Origin of the sequence: Streptomyces sp. S4.7, from assembly GCF_010384365.1 — a bacterium.
Classification (GTDB): domain Bacteria; phylum Actinomycetota; class Actinomycetes; order Streptomycetales; family Streptomycetaceae; genus Streptomyces.
The window spans coordinates 4,114,223-4,131,122 of record NZ_CP048397.1 but is presented as its reverse complement, the minus strand read 5'-3'; the positions used below and the strand labels follow the sequence as shown (position 1 = coordinate 4,131,122).

Sequence of the window (16,900 nt, the reverse complement as noted above, 5' to 3'; positions counted from 1 at the left end):
GTGCCGCGGAGACGCTGTGGGCGCGCCGCGGCTGCCGCGACCCGGGCGAGCGGCACCCTGGCGGGTGTAGGCGGACCATCCGGCGGATGGGGCGACCGCTCGCGCCGTGTGGGCCCGCCGGTGATCTCCGGCCGGCCGGCACGTTCAGGCGAGCACGCCCCCGGTGTCGGCCGGAGCCCCGCCCGGGATCTTCGCCAGGACCTCCCCCAGCACCCGCGCCGCCCGCTCCGCGTCGCGGAAGCCCACGTACAGCGGCGTGAAGCCGAACCGCAGCACGTCGGGGCGGCGCAGATCGCCGATCACGCCGCGGGTGATCAGTTCCGCCATCACCGCGGGCGCCTCCGCGCAGCGCAGTGCCACCTGGCTGCCGCGTTCCGCGTGCGGCACGGGGGTCAGCGAGGAGACCCGGTCCGCCGGGGCGTACGCCTCCACGCAGTGCAGGAAGAAGTCCGTCAGCGCCAGACTCTTCGCCCGCAGGACGTTCAGCGACACGCCCTCCCACACATCGAGCGCCGCTTCCAGCGCCAGCATGGAGAGGATGTCCGGCGTGCCGACCCGGCCCCGCGTCGCGCCGTCCGCCGCCGCGTACCGCGGTGTCATCCCGAACGGGTCCGCGTGCGAGGTCCAGCCGGGCAGCGGGGAGTCGAATGCCGCCTGGTGGCGCTCGGAGACGTACAGGAACGCGGGTGAACCCGGCCCGCCGTTCAGGTACTTGTAGGTGCAGCCCACCGCCAGGTCGACCCCGTGCCCGTCCAGTCCGACCGGCAGCGCGCCCGCGCTGTGGCACACGTCCCAGATGGCGAGCGCGCCCGCGTCGTGCAGCGCCGCCGTGATGCCGGGCAGGTCGTGGAGCCGGCCCGTACGGAAGTCGACGTGGTTGACGAGCGCGGCGGCCGTACGCGGTCCGGCGGCGCTCGGCAGATCCGCGGGAGCCACCGGCACCAGCCGCAGGCCGGTCATGCGCGCGGCCGACTCCGCGATGTACCCGTCCGAGGGGAACGTCAGGGCGTCCACGAGGAGTTCGTCGCGGCCCTCCCCCGCAAGCCGGGCCGCCGCCACAACCGCCTTGAAAACGTTGACACTTGTGGAGTCACCGACCACGATCCGGCCGGGTCCCGCGCCGACCAGCGGCGCGATCCGGTCGCCGATCCGCTCCGGCGCGGTCCACCAGCCGCCCTCGGTCCAGGAGCGGATGCGCAGCTCGCCCCACTGCCGGGCGACGACGTCCTGGACCCGCGCGGGGACGTGGCGGGGCAGCGCCCCGAGCGAGTTGCCGTCCAGGTAGACGGAGTCGTCGTCGAGCGCGAACAGCTCACGGTGCGCGGCCAGTTGGTCCGCCGCGTCGAGTTCGGCGGCGCGTTTCACCAGCGCCTCCGACGCCGATGCGGATGCGGACCCGGCCCCGGACCCGGGCACAGACGCAGTGGGCGCTTCGGTCGCCTCAGACATGGCTGCGCGCCGTCCACAGCTCCGGGAACACGTTCTTCTGCGCGCGCTTCTCCAGCCAGGCGACGCCGGCGGAGCCGCCCGTCCCGGTCTTGGAGCCCATCGCGCGCCGCGTCGCCACGAGATGGTCGTTGCGCCAGCGCCACACCAGCTCGGCGACATCCGTCAACGCCTCGCCCAGCCTGATGACTTCACCGTGCTGGTCGGGCTCCGCGTAGATCCCGGCCCATATCTCCTCGACCGCCCTCGACGGCTCGTACTTCTGGGTGAGGTCCCGGTTCAGCGCCTGCGCCGGCACCGGCAGACCGCGCCGGGCCAGCAGGCCCAGCACCTCGTCGTACAGGCTCGGCTCCTGGAGCGCCTTCTCCAGCTCAGCGTGCACACGCGGCGCGCCACGGTGCGGTACGAGCATGGACGCCGACTTCTCGCCCAGCAGGAACTCCATCCGCCGGTACATCGCCGACTGGAAGCCGGAGCCGTCGCCGAGCGCGCTGCGGTAGGAGTTGAACTGCACGGGCGTGAGCTGGCTCAGCGGCGTCCACGACGCGTTCAGCGCCTCGAACTCGCGCACCGACCGCTTGAGCGCGTCGATCGCGACCGGCACGCGGTCCTCGCGCAGCGCGCGCGACGCGGTCTCCCACTCGTGGACGATGACGGTGAACCACAGCTCCATCACCTGGGTGGTCACCAGGAAGACCATCTCGCCCGGATCGTCGGACATCGGGTGCTGAAGATGGGTGAGGACGTCCGCCTGGACGTAGTCCTCGTACGGGGTCGTACCCGCGAAGTCGAGGTTCGGGGCTTCCGAACCGGCTCCGGAGGCATCGGGGTGCTGCGACATCTCTGTCTCCTCGATATTGCTACCGGGTAGCGGTCCGCCCCTTCCGTATCGTTTCGGAGCTCCGGTCCCCTGTCGGCATCATAATCCCGTCTTCACGGCACCGCCGGACCTGTGATGTACGTCCCGTCCTCCGCGTACGGCCAGGCATTCGCATGGCAGCCGCGCAGGCCCTTGATCTGCTGCATCATCGCGGGCGCGGGCTTTCCGGCGCCGGCGCAGGTGACATGGCCCCGGCCGATGCGGTGGCCGACCTCGTGGTTGATGATCAGTGCGCGGTACTCGGTGACCGGGCCGTCGAACTGGTCGGACCCCAGCACCCACCGCTTGAGGTTCACCACGACGGTGCGGCCGACGGTGCAGTTCACCTCGCCGCGCGTGCGCAGGCCCGCGGCGCCGCAGATCCGGTCCACCGTGCCCGGCGTCGCGATCTTGACCTCGAAGTCGGACGGTCCGGAGCCCACGAGCTGGAAGGAGTGGCGGCCTTCGGAGGTCCAGCCCCGGGGGTGCGCCAGGATTGTCTCGATCTCGACGGCCGCCTCCCGCCCGGAGAGGTCGATGCCCCTCTCGACCTGGACCTTGTAGCGGCGCAGCGTGCCACCGGAGCCGACGGGCGAGCCGGCGGAACGGGCGGTCGTGAAGGTGCCGGGGCCGTCGGGGGGTATCGGGATGCGGGACGGCGTCCCGGGGCTCGGCCCGGCGCTGCCGGCCGGGCTCGGGGGCGGTGTCGTGGCCGCCGCGGAACGGGGCTTCTCGTCCCCCGGGGCCGCGGCCCCGGCGGTGGGACCGGACTCCGGCCGGCCCGCGAGGGCGGCGACACCGCCGACGAGGAGCGCGGTCAGACCCAGGCCCAGGGGCAGCGCGCGGGCGTACAGACGACGCCGGCGGTGGGCCGGGACACGCTTGCCCAAGACGGACTTCTCCCCTGGTACGACCGGCGTCGGGGAGAGGGTGCCGGGGCCTCCTGCCGGATTCGATGGCGTGTGCGATCGTATCGACCGCGCACCGCAGGTCCGTAGCCTTTCGGACGGCCACGGACCTGCGACGAGACCTCAGCCGAGGGTGTCGGCCGCCGCCGCGGAGGAGTCCCGCAGGAAGACGGAGCAGCGCTCGTACTCCTCGTGCTCGCCGATCGCCTGCGCGGAGCGGGCGAGGGCGTGCAGGGCGCGCAGGAAGCCGCGGTTCGGCTCGTGCTCCCACGGCACCGGGCCGTGCCCCTTCCAGCCGCTGCGGCGCAGGGAGTCGAGGCCCCGGTGGTAGCCGGTACGGGCGTACGCGTACGACTCGACGACCCGGCCGTTCTCGAACGCGTCGTCGGCGAGCTGGGCCCACGCGAGCGACGACGTCGGATACTTCGCCGCGACGTCGGCGGGCGCCGTCCCGTTCGCGAGAAGCTCGCGCGGTTCGGGGTCGTCGGGCAGGTGGGTGGGGGGCGGTCCCCCGAGAAGGTCTTTATGGATGGCCATGCTTCCGAGTGTCCCAGGTCGCGCCGGATTCCGTGGCGGTGGAGCGGGTTTGCCACCGGCAATCGCGGTCCCGGACCGCAGTCCCGGGTTCCGTGCCGTCGCGCGCCCTCACGCCCCCGCCGCGGTCGCGCCTCCTTCCGCCGCCCCCTTGCGCACGGCGGTCGGCTCCAGCGGCGGTGACGACAGCCCGCAGTTCACCTTGCACTGCGGCAGGCTGGGCGCCGCCTCCGCCGTCCCACCGGGAGCGGCCTTCGGCGTACGCACCATCGTGAAGGCGATCAGCGACGCCAGGACCAGCACCCCCGCGGACAGCGGCATCGCCCGGTCGAACGCCGCGTCGAACTGCGTCGGCGAGCGGTACACCTCCGGCCCCGCGCCCGCCAGCAGCGGCAGCGCGGCCACCGCCAGCAGACCCGCCGCCCGCGCGGCCGCGTTGTTGATACCGCTGGCCAGGCCCGCACGCGAGCTGTCGACGGACGCCAGGACCGTCGCGGTCAGCGGCGCGACCAGCGTCACCATGCCGAGCCCCATCACCACCAGCGCGGGCAGTACGTCCCGCACGTACGAGGCGTCCGCGCCGCCGCCCACCCGCAGCATCAGCAGCAGCCCGCAGGCGCACAGCAGCGGCCCCACCGTGAGGGGGATGCGCGGCCCGATCCTGGAGCCCAGCTCACCCGACTTCGCGGAGAAAAGCAGCATCAGCACGGTCGTCGGCAGCAGCGCCGTCCCGGCGCCGAGCGCGGAGTAGCCCGCGACCACCTGGAGCTGCAACGCCGTCAGGAAGAAGAACCCGCCGAACGCCGCGTACACGCACAGCGTCACCATGTTGACCGACGTGAACAGCCGCGAGGAGAAGATCGACGGCGGCAGCATCGGATCGGGCCGCCGCCGCTCCAGCAGGACGAACCACACCCCCACCAGCACACCCGCCGCCCCGGCCCACCACGCCTTCGCGATCAGCGCGTACGTCACCAGCCCCAGCGCGGCGGCGCCCAGCACCGCGCCGAGCACGTCGAACCGCCCGTGCGCCGCCGGGTCCCGCGACTCCGGCACGTGCCGCAGCGCCACCGGCACACAGATCGCGGCCAGCGGCACGTTCAGCAGGAAGACCCACCGCCACCCCGGCCCGTCCACCAGGAAGCCGCCCAGGAACGGCCCGACGGCCGCCCCGACACCTCCGAACCCCGACCACAGCCCCACGGCCCGCGCCCGGTCGTCCGGATGGAAACTCGCCTGGATCAGCGCCAGCGACCCGGGCACCAGCAGCGCGCCGCCCACCCCCTGGAGCGCCCGCGCGAGGATCAGCACCTCGGCGGTGGGCGCGACACCGCACAGCAGCGACCCGAGGGCGAACCACACGATGCCGAGCACGAAGATCCGCCGCCGCCCGAACCGGTCCCCGAGCGACCCGCCGAGCAGGATCAGCCCGGCGAGCGTGAGCATGTACGCGTTGACCGTCCACTGGAGGTCGGCCAGGCTCGCGTCGAGATCGTCACCGATGTGCGGCAGCGCGACATTGACGACGGTCGAGTCGAGCAGCGCCATGCTGGAGCCGAGCACCGTCGTCAACACGATCCACCGGCCGGAGGCCGTGCCCAGCCTGATGTCCATGGGGGCATCATCCCCGCACGGGAGCTACCTGGCGAGCCGGCCCAGCGCACGGATCAACGCGTCCGTGCCCAGTTCCGCCTTGGCGCGCGGGCAGCCCACATTGAGCCGTACGTAGCCCTCGCAGCCGTACGTCGTGCCCGGCATGATCGCCACCTTCTCGTGCTCGATCAGCTCGCGCTGGAGCGCGGCGTCGTCCACGCCCAGGGGCCGCAGATCGATCCAGGCGAGATAACCGGCCTCCGGCGGGCGCCAGGCCAGTTGGGGAAACGCGGCGTCGAGGCGGTCGGCGAGCATGCGGAGGTTGGCCGCGACGTACGTGTTGAGCGCGTCCAGCCACGGCGCGCCCTCGCGGTAGGCGGTGATGTGGGCCGTCAGCGCGAGAACCGCCGGTGAGGCGAGCCCCTCGGCGGTCAGCATCCGGCGCATGAACTCCGCGTGGTCGTCCCGGTCGCCGATGACGCCGTACGAGCCGCTGAGCGCCGGGAAGTTGAAGGACTTGGACGCCGAGGTGACGATCGCCCAGCGGCCGGTGCCGAACCGGCTCCACGGCAGATGGCGGCGGCCGTCCGGGACGAATTCGGGGTGCACGAAGTCGGCGTGGATCTCGTCGCTGATCACCGCCACGTCGTACGCCGCCGCCAGCCCGGCGAACACGGTCAGCTCGCTCTCCGTCCACACGCGGCCCGTCGGATTGTGCGGCGAGCACAGGATGAGCACCTTGCTGTCGGCGCGCGTCAGCTCCCGTTCCAGCGCCGGGGTGTCACCCACCGGCACCCCGCGCAGCTCACGGCCGAGCCCGGTGACCGCCTTGCGGAAACCGTCGTACGTGGGGGTGTGGACGACCACACCGTCGCCCGGGCCGGTCCACATCCGCAGCAGCTGCGACACCTGGTTGAGCACGGACGGCGCGTACACGACGCGGTCGGTGTCCAGCTCGGTGTCGTAGCGCGTGGTGAACCAGTGGCGCAGCGCCGACAGGAAGTCCCCGTGCCGCCAGTTGGTGTAGCCGAGCACACCGTGCGCGAGCCGCGACCGCAGGGCCGCGAGCACCTCGGGCGCGGACGCGAAGTCCATGTCGGAGATGGTGAAGGGGAGCAGCCCGTCCACACCGAAACGGTCGGCGACCCCGTCCCACTGGACGCTCCAGGTGCCGCGGCGGTCGACGGGGGTGTCGAAGTCGTAGCCCACGGGTGGGTGATCCTCCTCGGACCTCGTCGGGACAGCCCGCGGGCCCGGCATCACGGAGGACACCGGGCCCGCTGGGTGCGACGAGCCGCTTACTTGAGCCGCGTACCGGTCGAACGCAGCGCCGCGCACGCCTCGGTCACGCGCGTCGCCATGCCCGCCTCGGCCAGCTTGCCCCAGGTGCGCGGGTCGTAGGTCTTCTTGGAGCCGACCTCGCCGTCGACCTTCAGCACACCGTCGTAGTTGCGGAACATGTGGTCGGCGACGGGCCGTGTGAAGGCGTACTGGGTGTCGGTGTCCAGGTTCATCTTCACGACACCGTTCTCCAGCGCCGTCGCGATCTCCTCGGCGGAGGAGCCGGAGCCGCCGTGGAAGACGAAGTCGAAGGGCTGGCTGCCGGCCGGCTTGCCGTACTTGGCGGCCACGCCGTCCTGAAGGTCCTTCAGCAGCTCGGGACGGAGCACGACGTTGCCCGGCTTGTAGACGCCGTGCACATTGCCGAAGGACGCGGCCAGCAGGTAGCGGCCCTTGTCGCCCAGGCCCAGCGCCTCGGCGGTGCGCAGCGCGTCGTCGACGGTCGTGTAGAGGGAGTCGTTGATCTCGTGCGTGACACCGTCCTCCTCGCCGCCGGTCGGGGTGATCTCGACCTCAAGGATGATCTTCGCGGCGGCGGCCCTGGCGAGCAGCTCCTCGCCGATGTCGAGGTTGTCGGCCAGGGTCTCGGCGGAGCCGTCCCACATGTGCGACTGGAAGAGCGGGTTGCGGCCGGCCTTGACGCGCTCGGCGGAGACGTCGAGCAGCGGACGCACGTACGTGTCCAGCTTGTCCTTGGGACAGTGGTCGGTGTGCAGGGCGACCGTGACGTCGTACTTGGCGGCCACGATGTGCGCGAACTCCGCGAGCGCGACCGCGCCGGTCACCATGTCCTTGTTGTGCTGGCCGCCGAGGAACTCCGCACCACCGGTCGACATCTGGATGATGCCGTCGCTCTCGGCCTCCGCGAAGCCGCGCAGCGCGGCGTGCAGGGTCTGGGACGAGGTCACGTTGATGGCCGGGTAGGCGAACTTGCCTGCCTTCGCCCGGTCGAGCATCTCGGCGTAGACCTCGGGGGTTGCGATGGGCATCGGGCCGCTCCTTGTGATGTGCGGGTGTGAGGTGCTTTGTCCCTGACCTGGGGGCGACGTCATTGTCGCCGCCATCCTTCCAGACTCTCGTGCCTGCGGTGAGGCTCAGGCCAGGCCGAGGTCGTCCAGGGTGTACGCGCTGACGTAACGCAGGCCCGCGGCCTCGACGGCGCCGGCGGCCCCGCGGTCGACGATCACCGCCACGGCGACGACCTCGCCGCCCGCCTCACGTACCGCCTCGACCGCGGTCAGCGGGGACCCTCCGGTCGTCGACACGTCCTCCACGACCAGACAGCGGCGGCCCTTCACGTCCGTGCCCTCGATGCGCCGCTGCATGCCGTGGGCCTTGCCCTGCTTGCGCACGACGAACGCGTCCAGGCGCTCGCCGCGCGCCGCGGACGCGTGCAGCATCGAGGTGGCGACGGGGTCCGCGCCGAGCGTCAGCCCGCCCACGCAGTCGTAGTCGAGACCGGCGGCCGCGGCGGTGTCGAGCATGACCCGGCCGACCAGCGGCGCGGCCTGCCCGTCCAGCGTGGTGCGGCGCAGATCGATGTACCAGTCGGCCTCGATGCCGGACGAGAGGGTCACTTTGCCGTGCACGACGGCCTTGTCCTTGATCTGCTGGAGCAGCTCAGCGCGTACGTCAGTCATGGCCCTGAGCTTACGACCCGGCCCGCGGGGCCCTGTCAGAGCCGGCGCCAGCTCCAGGTGGCCCTGATCTCCAGGGGGTCGATGGGGGTGACCAGGCGCGGCGCCGTGTTGAGCCCGTTCGGCGGGCCGGTCTGCGGCTCCACGCAGACCGCCTCGGCCTGCTCGTCGTAGACGACCGCCCACTCGGCGGTGCTGGTGACCTTCAGTTCGAGCCGGCCCGGCCAGGTCAGCGTCGCGTCGACGCCGTCGGGCATCGCGAAGCAGTCGTCCCAGGGGCCGGGGCGCGGCTCGACACGGCGGCCGGTGGGCAGGTGGTCCTCGCCGCGCTCCTCCTGCCACGCGGGGGAGAAGTCGAGACGTACGGCGTCCTCGTCGGCCGTGGAGCCGTCGAGGTGGCGCAGGAACCACGGGTGCCAGCCCGCCTGGGCGGGAAAGGAGTCGTCGTACGTCTCGACGCCCAGCGTCAGCGTGAGCGAGTCCCCGGTGAGTTCGAAGAGCTGGGTGACCCGGCCGGTGTACGGCCACGGGTCGGCCAGCTCGTAGGTGAACGCCGCCTCGCTCCCGCCCTTGCGCGCCGTGCGCCAGGAGGTGTCGCGTCCGGTGCCGTGGATGGCGTGCGGCGGGGAGTTGAGGGGCAGTTGGTGGGTCTCGCCGCCGTTGCGGAACCGTCCGAGCCCGACCCGTCCGGCCCAGGGCACCATCGGGAAGCAGCCGTACCGGTCGCCCTGGCGCAGCAGTTCGGTACCGCCGGCGCGCAGGCTCGCCAGGCGGCAGCCGTTCGTCGGATGGATGGTCAACTCGGCGTCGCCGGCCGCCAGTCGGATCTCGCGCTTCTGGTCCGTGTCCGTACTCACGCCATGACCCTAACCGGCGGGGCCCGGCGCGGGGCTCAACGCCTGCGCCGCAGCGCGCGCCCGACGACGACGGCCCCGGCGATGGCGAGCGCGGCGGCCGGCCCCACCCACCGCAGCGCGGCCCCGGCGCCCCCGGTGTCGGGAGCACGCTCGGGCGCGTAACGCCCACGCGGCGGCGCGTGGTCGACCTCCTCGGCACTGCGCCCGATCATGGTCCGCCGCGCGTGCGCGGCCTCGGCGGGCGGATCGAGCGGTACGAGGAAGTCCCCTTCCCCGGAGGCGGTGACCCCGAACTCGACGGACGCGTCGAGCGCGGAGGGCGGCACGGGGGCGTCGAACTCCCCGGAATCGGGTACGCCGGGGGCGTCCGGGTCGGGTACGCCGGATTCGTCGTCGGAGTCGTCCGGGGTCCGCGCGCCGGAGGCGTCGTCGCCGGGGGCGTCCGGGTCGGGTACGCCGGCCTCGTCGCCGGAAGCGTCCGGGGCCTGCGCGCCGGATTCGCCGTCCGGGTCGCCCGCCCCGGCGCCCTGCGGCGCCTGACCGGCATCGTCAGCGGCACCCGCAGCCGTTCCGCCCCCGCCCTGCCCGGCAGCGCCGGCCGCCCCACCGGCCTCGTCGCCCGCATCCCCCGAACCCGCCGCCCCGGCGCCCTGCGGCTTCGCGCCGGGAGTGGCCCCCGAGGCCCTCGCGCCTCGGTCCGAGCCGTCCCCGTCGGCGGCACGGGCACCGGACCCACCCGCACCGGCGGCATCGGCCGTGCCCGCGGCAGGCGCCTCCCGGCCCGCCCCGCCGTCAGCACCGGAGGGTGCGGCCTGCGCGGCCGAGTCGCCGTCCGAACCCGCGCCCCCACCAGTCGCCCCGCCCGGCTTCGCGCCGCGCGTCGGCCCCGAAGCCGTGTCATCCCGGTCCGAGCCGGCCGCGTCAGCCGCATCGGCGGCGGCAGACCCATCGGCACCGGCTGTGCCCCCGGCGGACTCGTCCTGCGCCACCCCGCCGGAGGCACCCAGCGCGGTCGTGAAGCGGTCCAGCAGTCTGCGGGCCGTCGCCTCGGTCGTCGTGGGGGCGATCTCCGCCAGGCGCCCCTCCGACGTCGACGTCGCCGTGAAGGACACCGTCGTGCCGCCGGCCTCCTCCCGCAGCCGGACGCGGACGTTCAGCCCGGCGGAGCCCGTACCGCGGATCTCCGAACCCTCGCCCTTCGCCGTGAAGGCCCCCGCCCGTTCCGTGAGCGTCAGCGCGCCGCGGTACGTGATCGTGTGGCCGCCGACGCGGACCTTCAGGCGGCCCGAGAGGGGGCGCGCCGATTCGTCCGCGTCCTGTTGGAGTCCGGGGACGCAGCGCGCGACGCGGGCGTGATCCCGCAGCGCCTCGCGGAGGGTCTCAGCCGGAACCGGAATGAACACCTCATGCTCCATGGGATCCGAGCCTACTCAGCCCCGCCGTCTCAGGCGCCCCTCCGCACACAACGGCCGCCTCCGGCCGCGGACCCGTCCCCATCAGCCCGCGTATCTCGGATGCACCAGCGTCGACGGTGGCAGATCGCGCAATCTGGTGCGTTCCGCCCGGAGGATGCCCGCTTCGAGCACCGGCGGGGCCAGCGAGCGCAGCCGGGGCGCGTCCGGGGCGAGCCCCACCGCGGGTGTCCGGCCGGCGGCCGCCAGGACGAAGCCCCAGTCCGTACGCACACCCTCCCCCGCCCCTTCCGCCCCGCCCGCGTTCTTCCCGTCGTGGGACCGGTCGGGCCCCGTCCCGAACCCTGCCGCCCGCCCTTTCGCCGTGTACGGGCTCGTACCGAAACCGGCCGCCCGCAGCGTCGCCTCCACCGTCCAGTACGTACGCGGCCGGACGGCCGGCGGCCCCGCGTGCACGGCCAGCCGCCCGCCCTCGGCGAGCACCCGCGAGGCGAGCACGTAGAACTCCTCCGAGTAGAGCTTGGTGCTCGGGGTGATGCCGGGGTTGGGCAGGTCCGAGATGACCACGTCGTACGCTCCCGCCCCCGCCGTCCCCCGCCCCCGCAGCCAGGTGAACGCGTCCGCGTACTCCACCCGGAATCGCGGGTCGCCGTACACGTGCTCGTTCAGCGCGGCCAGCGCCGGGTCCGTACGGGCCAGTCGCGCGACGCCGGGGTCGAGCTCGACCAGCGTGACCGAACGGACGTCCGGATAGCGCAGGACCTCGCGCGCCGCGAGCCCGTCCCCGCCGCCCAGGATCAGCACCCGCGCGTGCCGACCGCGCATCGCGGGATGCACCAGCGCCTCGTGGTACCGGTACTCGTCGCGCTCGCTGACCCGCAGCCGCCCGTCCAGATACAGGTCCAGCGGCCCCTCGGCCCCGCCCGTGAGGACGACCTCCTGGACGTCGGTCTGGACGGCGACCCGCACCCCGTCCCCGTACACCGCGCGCCGCGCGGCCCGCTCGAAGTCGTCCACCAGGACGGCGGCGGTGGCCAGGACCGCCAGCACCAGGACGTTCACGAGCAGCAGCAGTCCCCGCTCACGGCCCGTCAGATCGCGCCCGAAGACCCAGAGCACGAGCGCCCCGCCCGCCACCACGTTGACCGCGCCGGTCAGGAGCGCGCCCGTGAGCTGCCCGAACCACGGCAGCAGCAGGAACGGAAAGGCCAGCCCGCCGACCAGCGCGCCCACATAGTCCGCCGCGAAGAGATCGGCGACCGTCCCGCCCGCGTCCTGCCGGGAGACGCGCTGGATGAGCGTCATCAGCAGGGGGATCTCCGCGCCGATGAGGACCCCGATGGAGAGCGAGAAGCCGATCAGCGCGTACCGCGACTCGCCCATCCAGGCGAACGTCGCGTACAGCACCAGCGCCGAGAGCCCCCCGAGCAGCGCGAGCGCCGCCTCGACCAGACCGAATCCGACCGCCGCCCGGCAGCGCAGCCGCTTCGCGAGGAGCGAGCCGAGACCCATCGCGAAGACCATCAGGGACAGGACGACCGACGCCTGTGTGACGGAGTCCCCGATCAGATACGACGCGAGGGCGACCAGTTCCAGCTCGTAGACCAGTCCGCACGCGGCGCACACGAAGACCACGACGAGGATCAGGAAACGACCCGCGCTCGGTCGGACGGGCAGCCGCGCCGCGCTGTCCGGCGGCGCGACCACGGACTGGTCGATCATTCCAGTAACGCTACGTCACGACTTGCGTGCGTCTTGTCACCCACAAGGGTGGTAACGGTGTTCGTATCCACTCCGCGCCCCCGCCGCACTCCCGCCCCGCCACCGCTACAGCGCGACCGGCACCCGCACGCCCACCCGCGTCCGGGTCACCACCAGCGTCCCCTCCTGCGGATACGCGTGCCAGGTGCGCCACGACACCTGGCCGTCGTGCCGCCGCACGAGCATCGCCGTGAACGCGTGCGGGTCACCCGGGAACGTACCCGCGAGGCCGTTCGGGTGGTCGGCGACCAGTGCGAGCAGTTCCTGCGCGCGCCCCGCGAACGAGCCCTGCGACAACGTCTCGACGCGCGCGGCGAATTCGTAACTCCACTCCCCCACGCGCTCCGCGACGCCGAGCGGCAACGGCGTGCTGCTGCCGGGGATACAGGCCACCGTCTCGGAGCAACTGCCCTGCTCCTGTTCGAGAAGTACCTGATGAGAAGCGCCAAGAAGCCTCATCTGGACCTTGGCGCATCCGAGTTCGAGATCGAGGACGGCGAGGGCGGGCAGCGGCTCGCGCCCAAGCGCCCAGGCCAGATCGGCCGAACGGGTGTCGGTGTAGGCGGTGTTGAGAGTTCTGAGCATGGGTCGGCTCCGCAAACACGAGAACTGAGAACTGAGAACTGACGGAAGTAGGAGATCGTCTGCTCGGCTCCGCGCGAAGGTCCGAGGTTCGAGGCCCAAGGTCCGGGGGCTGGAAAATCTCAACAGCGAGAGAATCACGAAGTAAGGGGCGCTCGCAGCGTTTTTTACCCAACTTGGCGTGGTTTCCATCCCTTGGGGGGCACCACAGTTCAACTGTTCAACGAATTGGCGCCCTTTCGGGCTCCCGGCGGCCCAACATGACGATGCCCGGCGGAAGTTCGTTCCACCGGGCATCGTCAATGGCCACGGACCAGCTGCCCCGTGTCAGCTGCCTCCGCCGCCGCACCCCCCGCCGCCTCCGCCGCCTCCGCAGGAGGACGAACCTCCGCCGCAGGACGAGGAGCCGCCGCCGTCTCCCGAGGACCACCAGCTCGCGCCCTCGCCACCGCTCCCGCCGGCGCCGGAACGGCTGCGCGAGAGGCGGACCCCTCGGTTGTTCCGTGCGCGCCGGCGCTTCGAGAAGCTGCCCAACATGATCAAGAACCCGACAACCAACAGTGCGAGCAGCCCGAAGGCCAACGCCACAACGTTCATCGTCTTCACCGTCTTTCTGTTCCCCCGAAGCGAGGCCCCCGCGTCGCTGCGGGACCGGCTTCGCCAGTGATCGGCTTTCGTGCCGTCTTCTTTTGTGACTGGGGGATGCCCCCGCCCCGCGGGCCCAAAGCAGACTTGAGCAACTCCAGAGCTTCGGCGCAGGATGGCCGCCATGACCGCCACGAATCCCCCGACGCCCGCCGCGAGCGGCGACCCGGCGCCCCGGCGCCCCCTGCTCAACCGACGCCTCGCGGAGTTCGGGACGACGATCTTCGCCGAGATGTCGGCGCTGGCCGTCCGGACCGGCGCGATCAACCTCGGCCAGGGCTTTCCCGACACCGACGGCCCCGAGGAGGTCCGGGAGGCGGCCGTACGGGCCCTGCGCGACGGCCGCGGCAACCAGTACCCGCCGGGCCCCGGCGTCCCCGAGCTGCGCACCGCGATCGCCGACCACCAGCTGAAGCGGTACGGCCTGGCGTACGACCCCGACACCGAGGTCCTGGTCACGGCGGGAGCCACCGAGGCGATCGCCGCCTCGCTGCTCGCCCTGGTCGAGCCCGGCGACGAGGTGATCGCCCTGGAGCCGTACTACGACTCGTACGCCGCCTCCATCGCCCTGGCGGGCGGCACCCGCGTCCCCGTCACGCTGCGGCCCCGCGACGGCGCGTACCACCTGGACCTGGACGAGCTGCGCGACGCCGTCACCCCGCGCACCCGGCTGATCCTCCTCAACACCCCGCACAACCCCACCGGCACGGTCCTCACCCGCGAGGAGCTGGCGGCCGTGGCCGCGCTCGCCGTCGAGCGCGATCTGCTGGTCGTCACCGACGAGGTCTACGAACACCTGGTCTTCGACGGCGAACACCTCCCCATCGCGACCTTCCCGGGGATGCGCGAGCGCACCGTCACCATCTCCTCCAGCGGGAAGACGTTCTCGTTCACCGGCTGGAAGGTGGGCTGGGTGACGGCCGCGCCGGAGCTGGTGAGCACGGTCAGGGCCGCGAAGCAGTTCCTGACGTACGTCTCGGCGGGCCCCTTCCAGTACGCCGTCGCCGAGGCCCTGCGGCTGCCGGACAGCTACTTCGACGAGTTGCGCGACGATCTGCGGGCCAAGCGCGACCTGCTGTCGGCGGGGCTCGTCGCGGCCGGATTCGAGGTCTACCGGCCGGCGGGCACGTACTTCGTCACCACCGACATCCGCCCGCTCGGCGAGAGCGACGGCTTCGCCTTCTGCCGGGCGCTGCCGGAGCGCTGCGGGGTGGTGGCCGTACCGAACGCGGTGTTCTACGACCACCGGGAGCAGGGCGCGCCCTTCGTACGCTTCGCGTTCTGCAAGCGCACGGAGGTACTGGCGGACGCGGCCGGGCGCCTGAAGACGCTGGCGGGGTGAGGGCCGGGGCCGCCGTCACGGCCCCGTGTGGACCTGGCAGGCCCAGAGACTCGGGGTGCGGGGGTGGTCCGCGCGCACCTCGCACACCGCGCGGTGCAGGGCGCGCGCCGTGCCCTCCACGGACAGCGGGCCGCCCTCGTCGGGGGCCAGCCGCTCGTACAGCCCGCGGGCGATCCGCGCCCCGACGGTGTCGTCCACCTGCCAGAGCGAGCCGACGACATGGGGGAAGCCGGCCATCTGGAAGGCGCTCGCTAGGTGCACGGACCCGTCGGCGAGTTCGGCCCTGATCCGCATCGTGTCGCACGCGGACAGATAGGCCAGGCGGGCGCCCGGAAGGCACAGCCGGGCGAGATCGCGGACCGTCGGCGACGCGTCCGCCGGGCCGTGCGGCATCAGCCGGCCGTTCGACGGGCGCTGGGGATCGCTGACGGCGTGGCAGGCGAAATGCGCGTCGCCACCGACGACAGGCCCGGCAGCGACGTGCCGTACGCCTCCGCCGACACACACCCCGCCCGCACCGCGCGCGGCTCCGCGCCCGCTGCCACCCCTGTCACGCCGACACGCCGCCCGCCCCCGCGCACCCCCCGTACGGCCCGCCTTCGTACCCGGTCGGCGGCTCAGCGGTCGCGCGGGGCACGGGTCGCGCCGAAGGTCGGCTCGACCGATCACGCGCGCACGGAGGTGCCCCCTGTCCGCCGACACGCTCGACACCGCCGACGCCGCCGACGCCGTCCCGCCGGCCACCCGAAAGGCCCCCGCACGGGCCTCCGGGCCGGCTACACCACCGGCCGTCACCTTCACCGCCCTCGTCCCCCGGCGCACCCCCCACCGGCGCGCCGCCCGCCTCTCCTCCGCACTCCGCCGTGCCGCCCCCGCGCTCGGGCTGTTCGCCGCCGCCCGGCTCACCGGTCTGCTGGTGCTGTGTCTGTGGGCCGAGCACATCGGCCGCTCACCGTCCCAACTGCTCACCCGCAGCTGGGACTCCGTCTGGTACACGAGGATCGCCGCGGACGGCTACGGCTACACGCTCCACTTCACCGACGGCGCCGTCCACAGCGACCTCGCGTTCTTCCCGCTCTACCCCGGCCTCGTACGCGCCGTCACGACCGTGCTCCCGCTCACCGGGGACACCGCGGCCCTGCTGCTCTCCTGGGTCGCGGCGGCAGCCGCCGCCCTCGCCGTCTACCTCGTCGGCGAACGCCTCCACGGCCGGACCACCGCGGCCGTCCTGGTGCTTCTGTGGGGCCTGCTCCCCCACTCGGTCGTGCTCTCGCTGGCGTACACGGAACCGCTCCTCACCGCCTTCGCCGCCTTCTCCCTCTACGCGGTGCTCACCGGCCGCTGGCTGTGGGCGGGTTCGCTGGCCGCGCTCGCGGGTCTGTCGCGGCCCAACGGGATCGCGATCGCCGCGGCGGTGTGCGCCGCGGCGGCGTACGAACTGTGGAAGCGCCGCGGCCACGCCCCCTGGCGGCTCTGGGCGGCGGCGGTCGTGGCGCCGCTCGGCTGGGGCGGTTGGGTGCTCTGGGTGGGCCTGCGCACCGGCGACCCGCTCAGCGGCTACTTCGCCGTGCAGGCCGGCTGGCGGTCCCGCTTCGACCTCGGTGTCGACAACCTGCTCAACGTCCGCGATGTCGCGCTGCGGCCCACCGAACTCGCCACTCCCATGACCGCGCTGATCGTCGCCGCGGCCGTACTGCTCTTCGCGCTGCTCCTCGTGGACCGGGAGAACCGCCCGCCCCTGCCACTGCTCGTGTACGCGGGGGTGCTGCTCCTGATCGCCGTCGGCGGCGGCGGGTTCTTCGAGTCCAAGCCGCGCTTCCTGCTGCCCGCGTTCCCGCTGCTGCTCCCGCTCGCGTGCGCGCTCACGAAAGCCCGGCCGAGAGCGGTGATCGTGGTGATCATCGCCCTCGCCGGGCTGTCGTGCTGCTACGGGACGTACCTGCTGACGCTCGCCCCGATGCCGCTGTGACGGTCCTCGGACGT

Annotated in this window: 16 protein-coding genes; 3 read left to right on the top strand and 13 right to left on the bottom strand. The window is 73.0% G+C overall.

Features of this window, described 5'->3' with window-relative positions; all coding sequences use genetic code 11:
- Positions 1-144: 144 nt before the first annotated feature.
- The 12 genes from kynU to SSPS47_RS18355 form a co-directional block, all read right to left on the bottom strand.
- A complete protein-coding gene (gene kynU, locus SSPS47_RS18410) occupies positions 145-1,449 on the bottom strand; it encodes a kynureninase (RefSeq protein WP_164252029.1) in 1,305 nt (434 codons plus the stop codon).
- Positions 1,442-2,287, bottom strand: coding sequence for a tryptophan 2,3-dioxygenase family protein (locus SSPS47_RS18405; protein WP_164252028.1), 846 nt, complete (start codon positions 2,285-2,287; stop codon positions 1,442-1,444). The genes kynU and SSPS47_RS18405 overlap by 8 nt, the downstream gene beginning before the upstream one ends.
- A 92-nt stretch (positions 2,288-2,379) precedes the next feature.
- On the bottom strand, positions 2,380-3,195 hold the full coding sequence (locus SSPS47_RS18400; protein WP_164252027.1) for a DUF3152 domain-containing protein: 816 nt from the start codon (positions 3,193-3,195) through the stop codon (positions 2,380-2,382).
- Positions 3,196-3,336: 141 nt separating this feature from the next.
- Positions 3,337-3,750: a DUF3151 domain-containing protein gene (locus SSPS47_RS18395; RefSeq protein WP_078075930.1), complete on the bottom strand. Its 414-nt coding sequence runs from the start codon at positions 3,748-3,750 to the stop codon at positions 3,337-3,339.
- A 108-nt stretch (positions 3,751-3,858) separates the two neighbouring features.
- Positions 3,859-5,361, bottom strand: coding sequence for an MFS transporter (locus SSPS47_RS18390; protein WP_164252026.1), 1,503 nt, complete (start codon positions 5,359-5,361; stop codon positions 3,859-3,861).
- A gap of 24 nt (positions 5,362-5,385) precedes the next feature.
- Positions 5,386-6,549, bottom strand: a complete 1,164-nt coding sequence (locus tag SSPS47_RS18385) for an aminotransferase class I/II-fold pyridoxal phosphate-dependent enzyme (RefSeq protein WP_239064968.1) — start codon at positions 6,547-6,549, stop codon at positions 5,386-5,388.
- 89 nt (positions 6,550-6,638) lie between these two features.
- Positions 6,639-7,670 carry a class II fructose-bisphosphate aldolase gene (fbaA, locus tag SSPS47_RS18380; protein ID WP_147873514.1) on the bottom strand — a complete coding sequence of 344 codons (1,032 nt, stop codon included), beginning with the start codon at positions 7,668-7,670 and terminating at the stop codon, positions 6,639-6,641.
- 105 nt (positions 7,671-7,775) lie between these two features.
- Positions 7,776-8,321, bottom strand: a complete 546-nt coding sequence (gene pyrE, locus SSPS47_RS18375) for an orotate phosphoribosyltransferase (protein WP_147873513.1) — start codon at positions 8,319-8,321, stop codon at positions 7,776-7,778.
- Positions 8,322-8,356: 35 nt separating this feature from the next.
- Positions 8,357-9,175, bottom strand: coding sequence for an aldose 1-epimerase (locus SSPS47_RS18370; protein ID WP_239064967.1), 819 nt, complete (start codon positions 9,173-9,175; stop codon positions 8,357-8,359).
- A gap of 35 nt (positions 9,176-9,210) precedes the next feature.
- Positions 9,211-10,590 carry an SRPBCC domain-containing protein gene (locus SSPS47_RS18365; RefSeq protein WP_164252024.1) on the bottom strand — a complete coding sequence of 460 codons (1,380 nt, stop codon included), beginning with the start codon at positions 10,588-10,590 and terminating at the stop codon, positions 9,211-9,213.
- An 81-nt stretch (positions 10,591-10,671) separates the two neighbouring features.
- Positions 10,672-12,309: a polyamine aminopropyltransferase gene (locus SSPS47_RS18360; protein WP_164252023.1), complete on the bottom strand. Its 1,638-nt coding sequence runs from the start codon at positions 12,307-12,309 to the stop codon at positions 10,672-10,674.
- A gap of 105 nt (positions 12,310-12,414) precedes the next feature.
- Entirely contained in the window at positions 12,415-12,933 is a 519-nt protein-coding gene (locus SSPS47_RS18355) for a DUF2617 family protein (RefSeq protein ID WP_164252022.1), read from the bottom strand.
- A gap of 532 nt (positions 12,934-13,465) precedes the next feature.
- On the opposite strand from SSPS47_RS18355, the gene SSPS47_RS36005 reads away from it, so the two are divergent.
- Both SSPS47_RS36005 and SSPS47_RS18345 read left to right on the top strand, forming a co-directional pair.
- A complete protein-coding gene (locus SSPS47_RS36005) occupies positions 13,466-13,597 on the top strand; it encodes a hypothetical protein (protein WP_275405156.1) in 132 nt (43 codons plus the stop codon).
- 102 nt (positions 13,598-13,699) lie between these two features.
- Positions 13,700-14,917, top strand: a complete 1,218-nt coding sequence (locus SSPS47_RS18345; RefSeq protein ID WP_239064966.1) for a pyridoxal phosphate-dependent aminotransferase — start codon at positions 13,700-13,702, stop codon at positions 14,915-14,917.
- 15 nt (positions 14,918-14,932) lie between these two features.
- On the opposite strand, the gene SSPS47_RS18340 is transcribed toward SSPS47_RS18345, so the two are convergent.
- Positions 14,933-15,424: a CHAT domain-containing protein gene (locus SSPS47_RS18340; protein ID WP_239064965.1), complete on the bottom strand. Its 492-nt coding sequence runs from the start codon at positions 15,422-15,424 to the stop codon at positions 14,933-14,935.
- A 376-nt stretch (positions 15,425-15,800) separates the two neighbouring features.
- Here SSPS47_RS18340 and SSPS47_RS18335 point away from each other — a divergent pair, with 376 nt between their 5' ends.
- Positions 15,801-16,886, top strand: coding sequence for a mannosyltransferase family protein (locus tag SSPS47_RS18335; RefSeq protein WP_239065292.1), 1,086 nt, complete (start codon positions 15,801-15,803; stop codon positions 16,884-16,886).
- Positions 16,887-16,900: the final 14 nt, after the last annotated feature.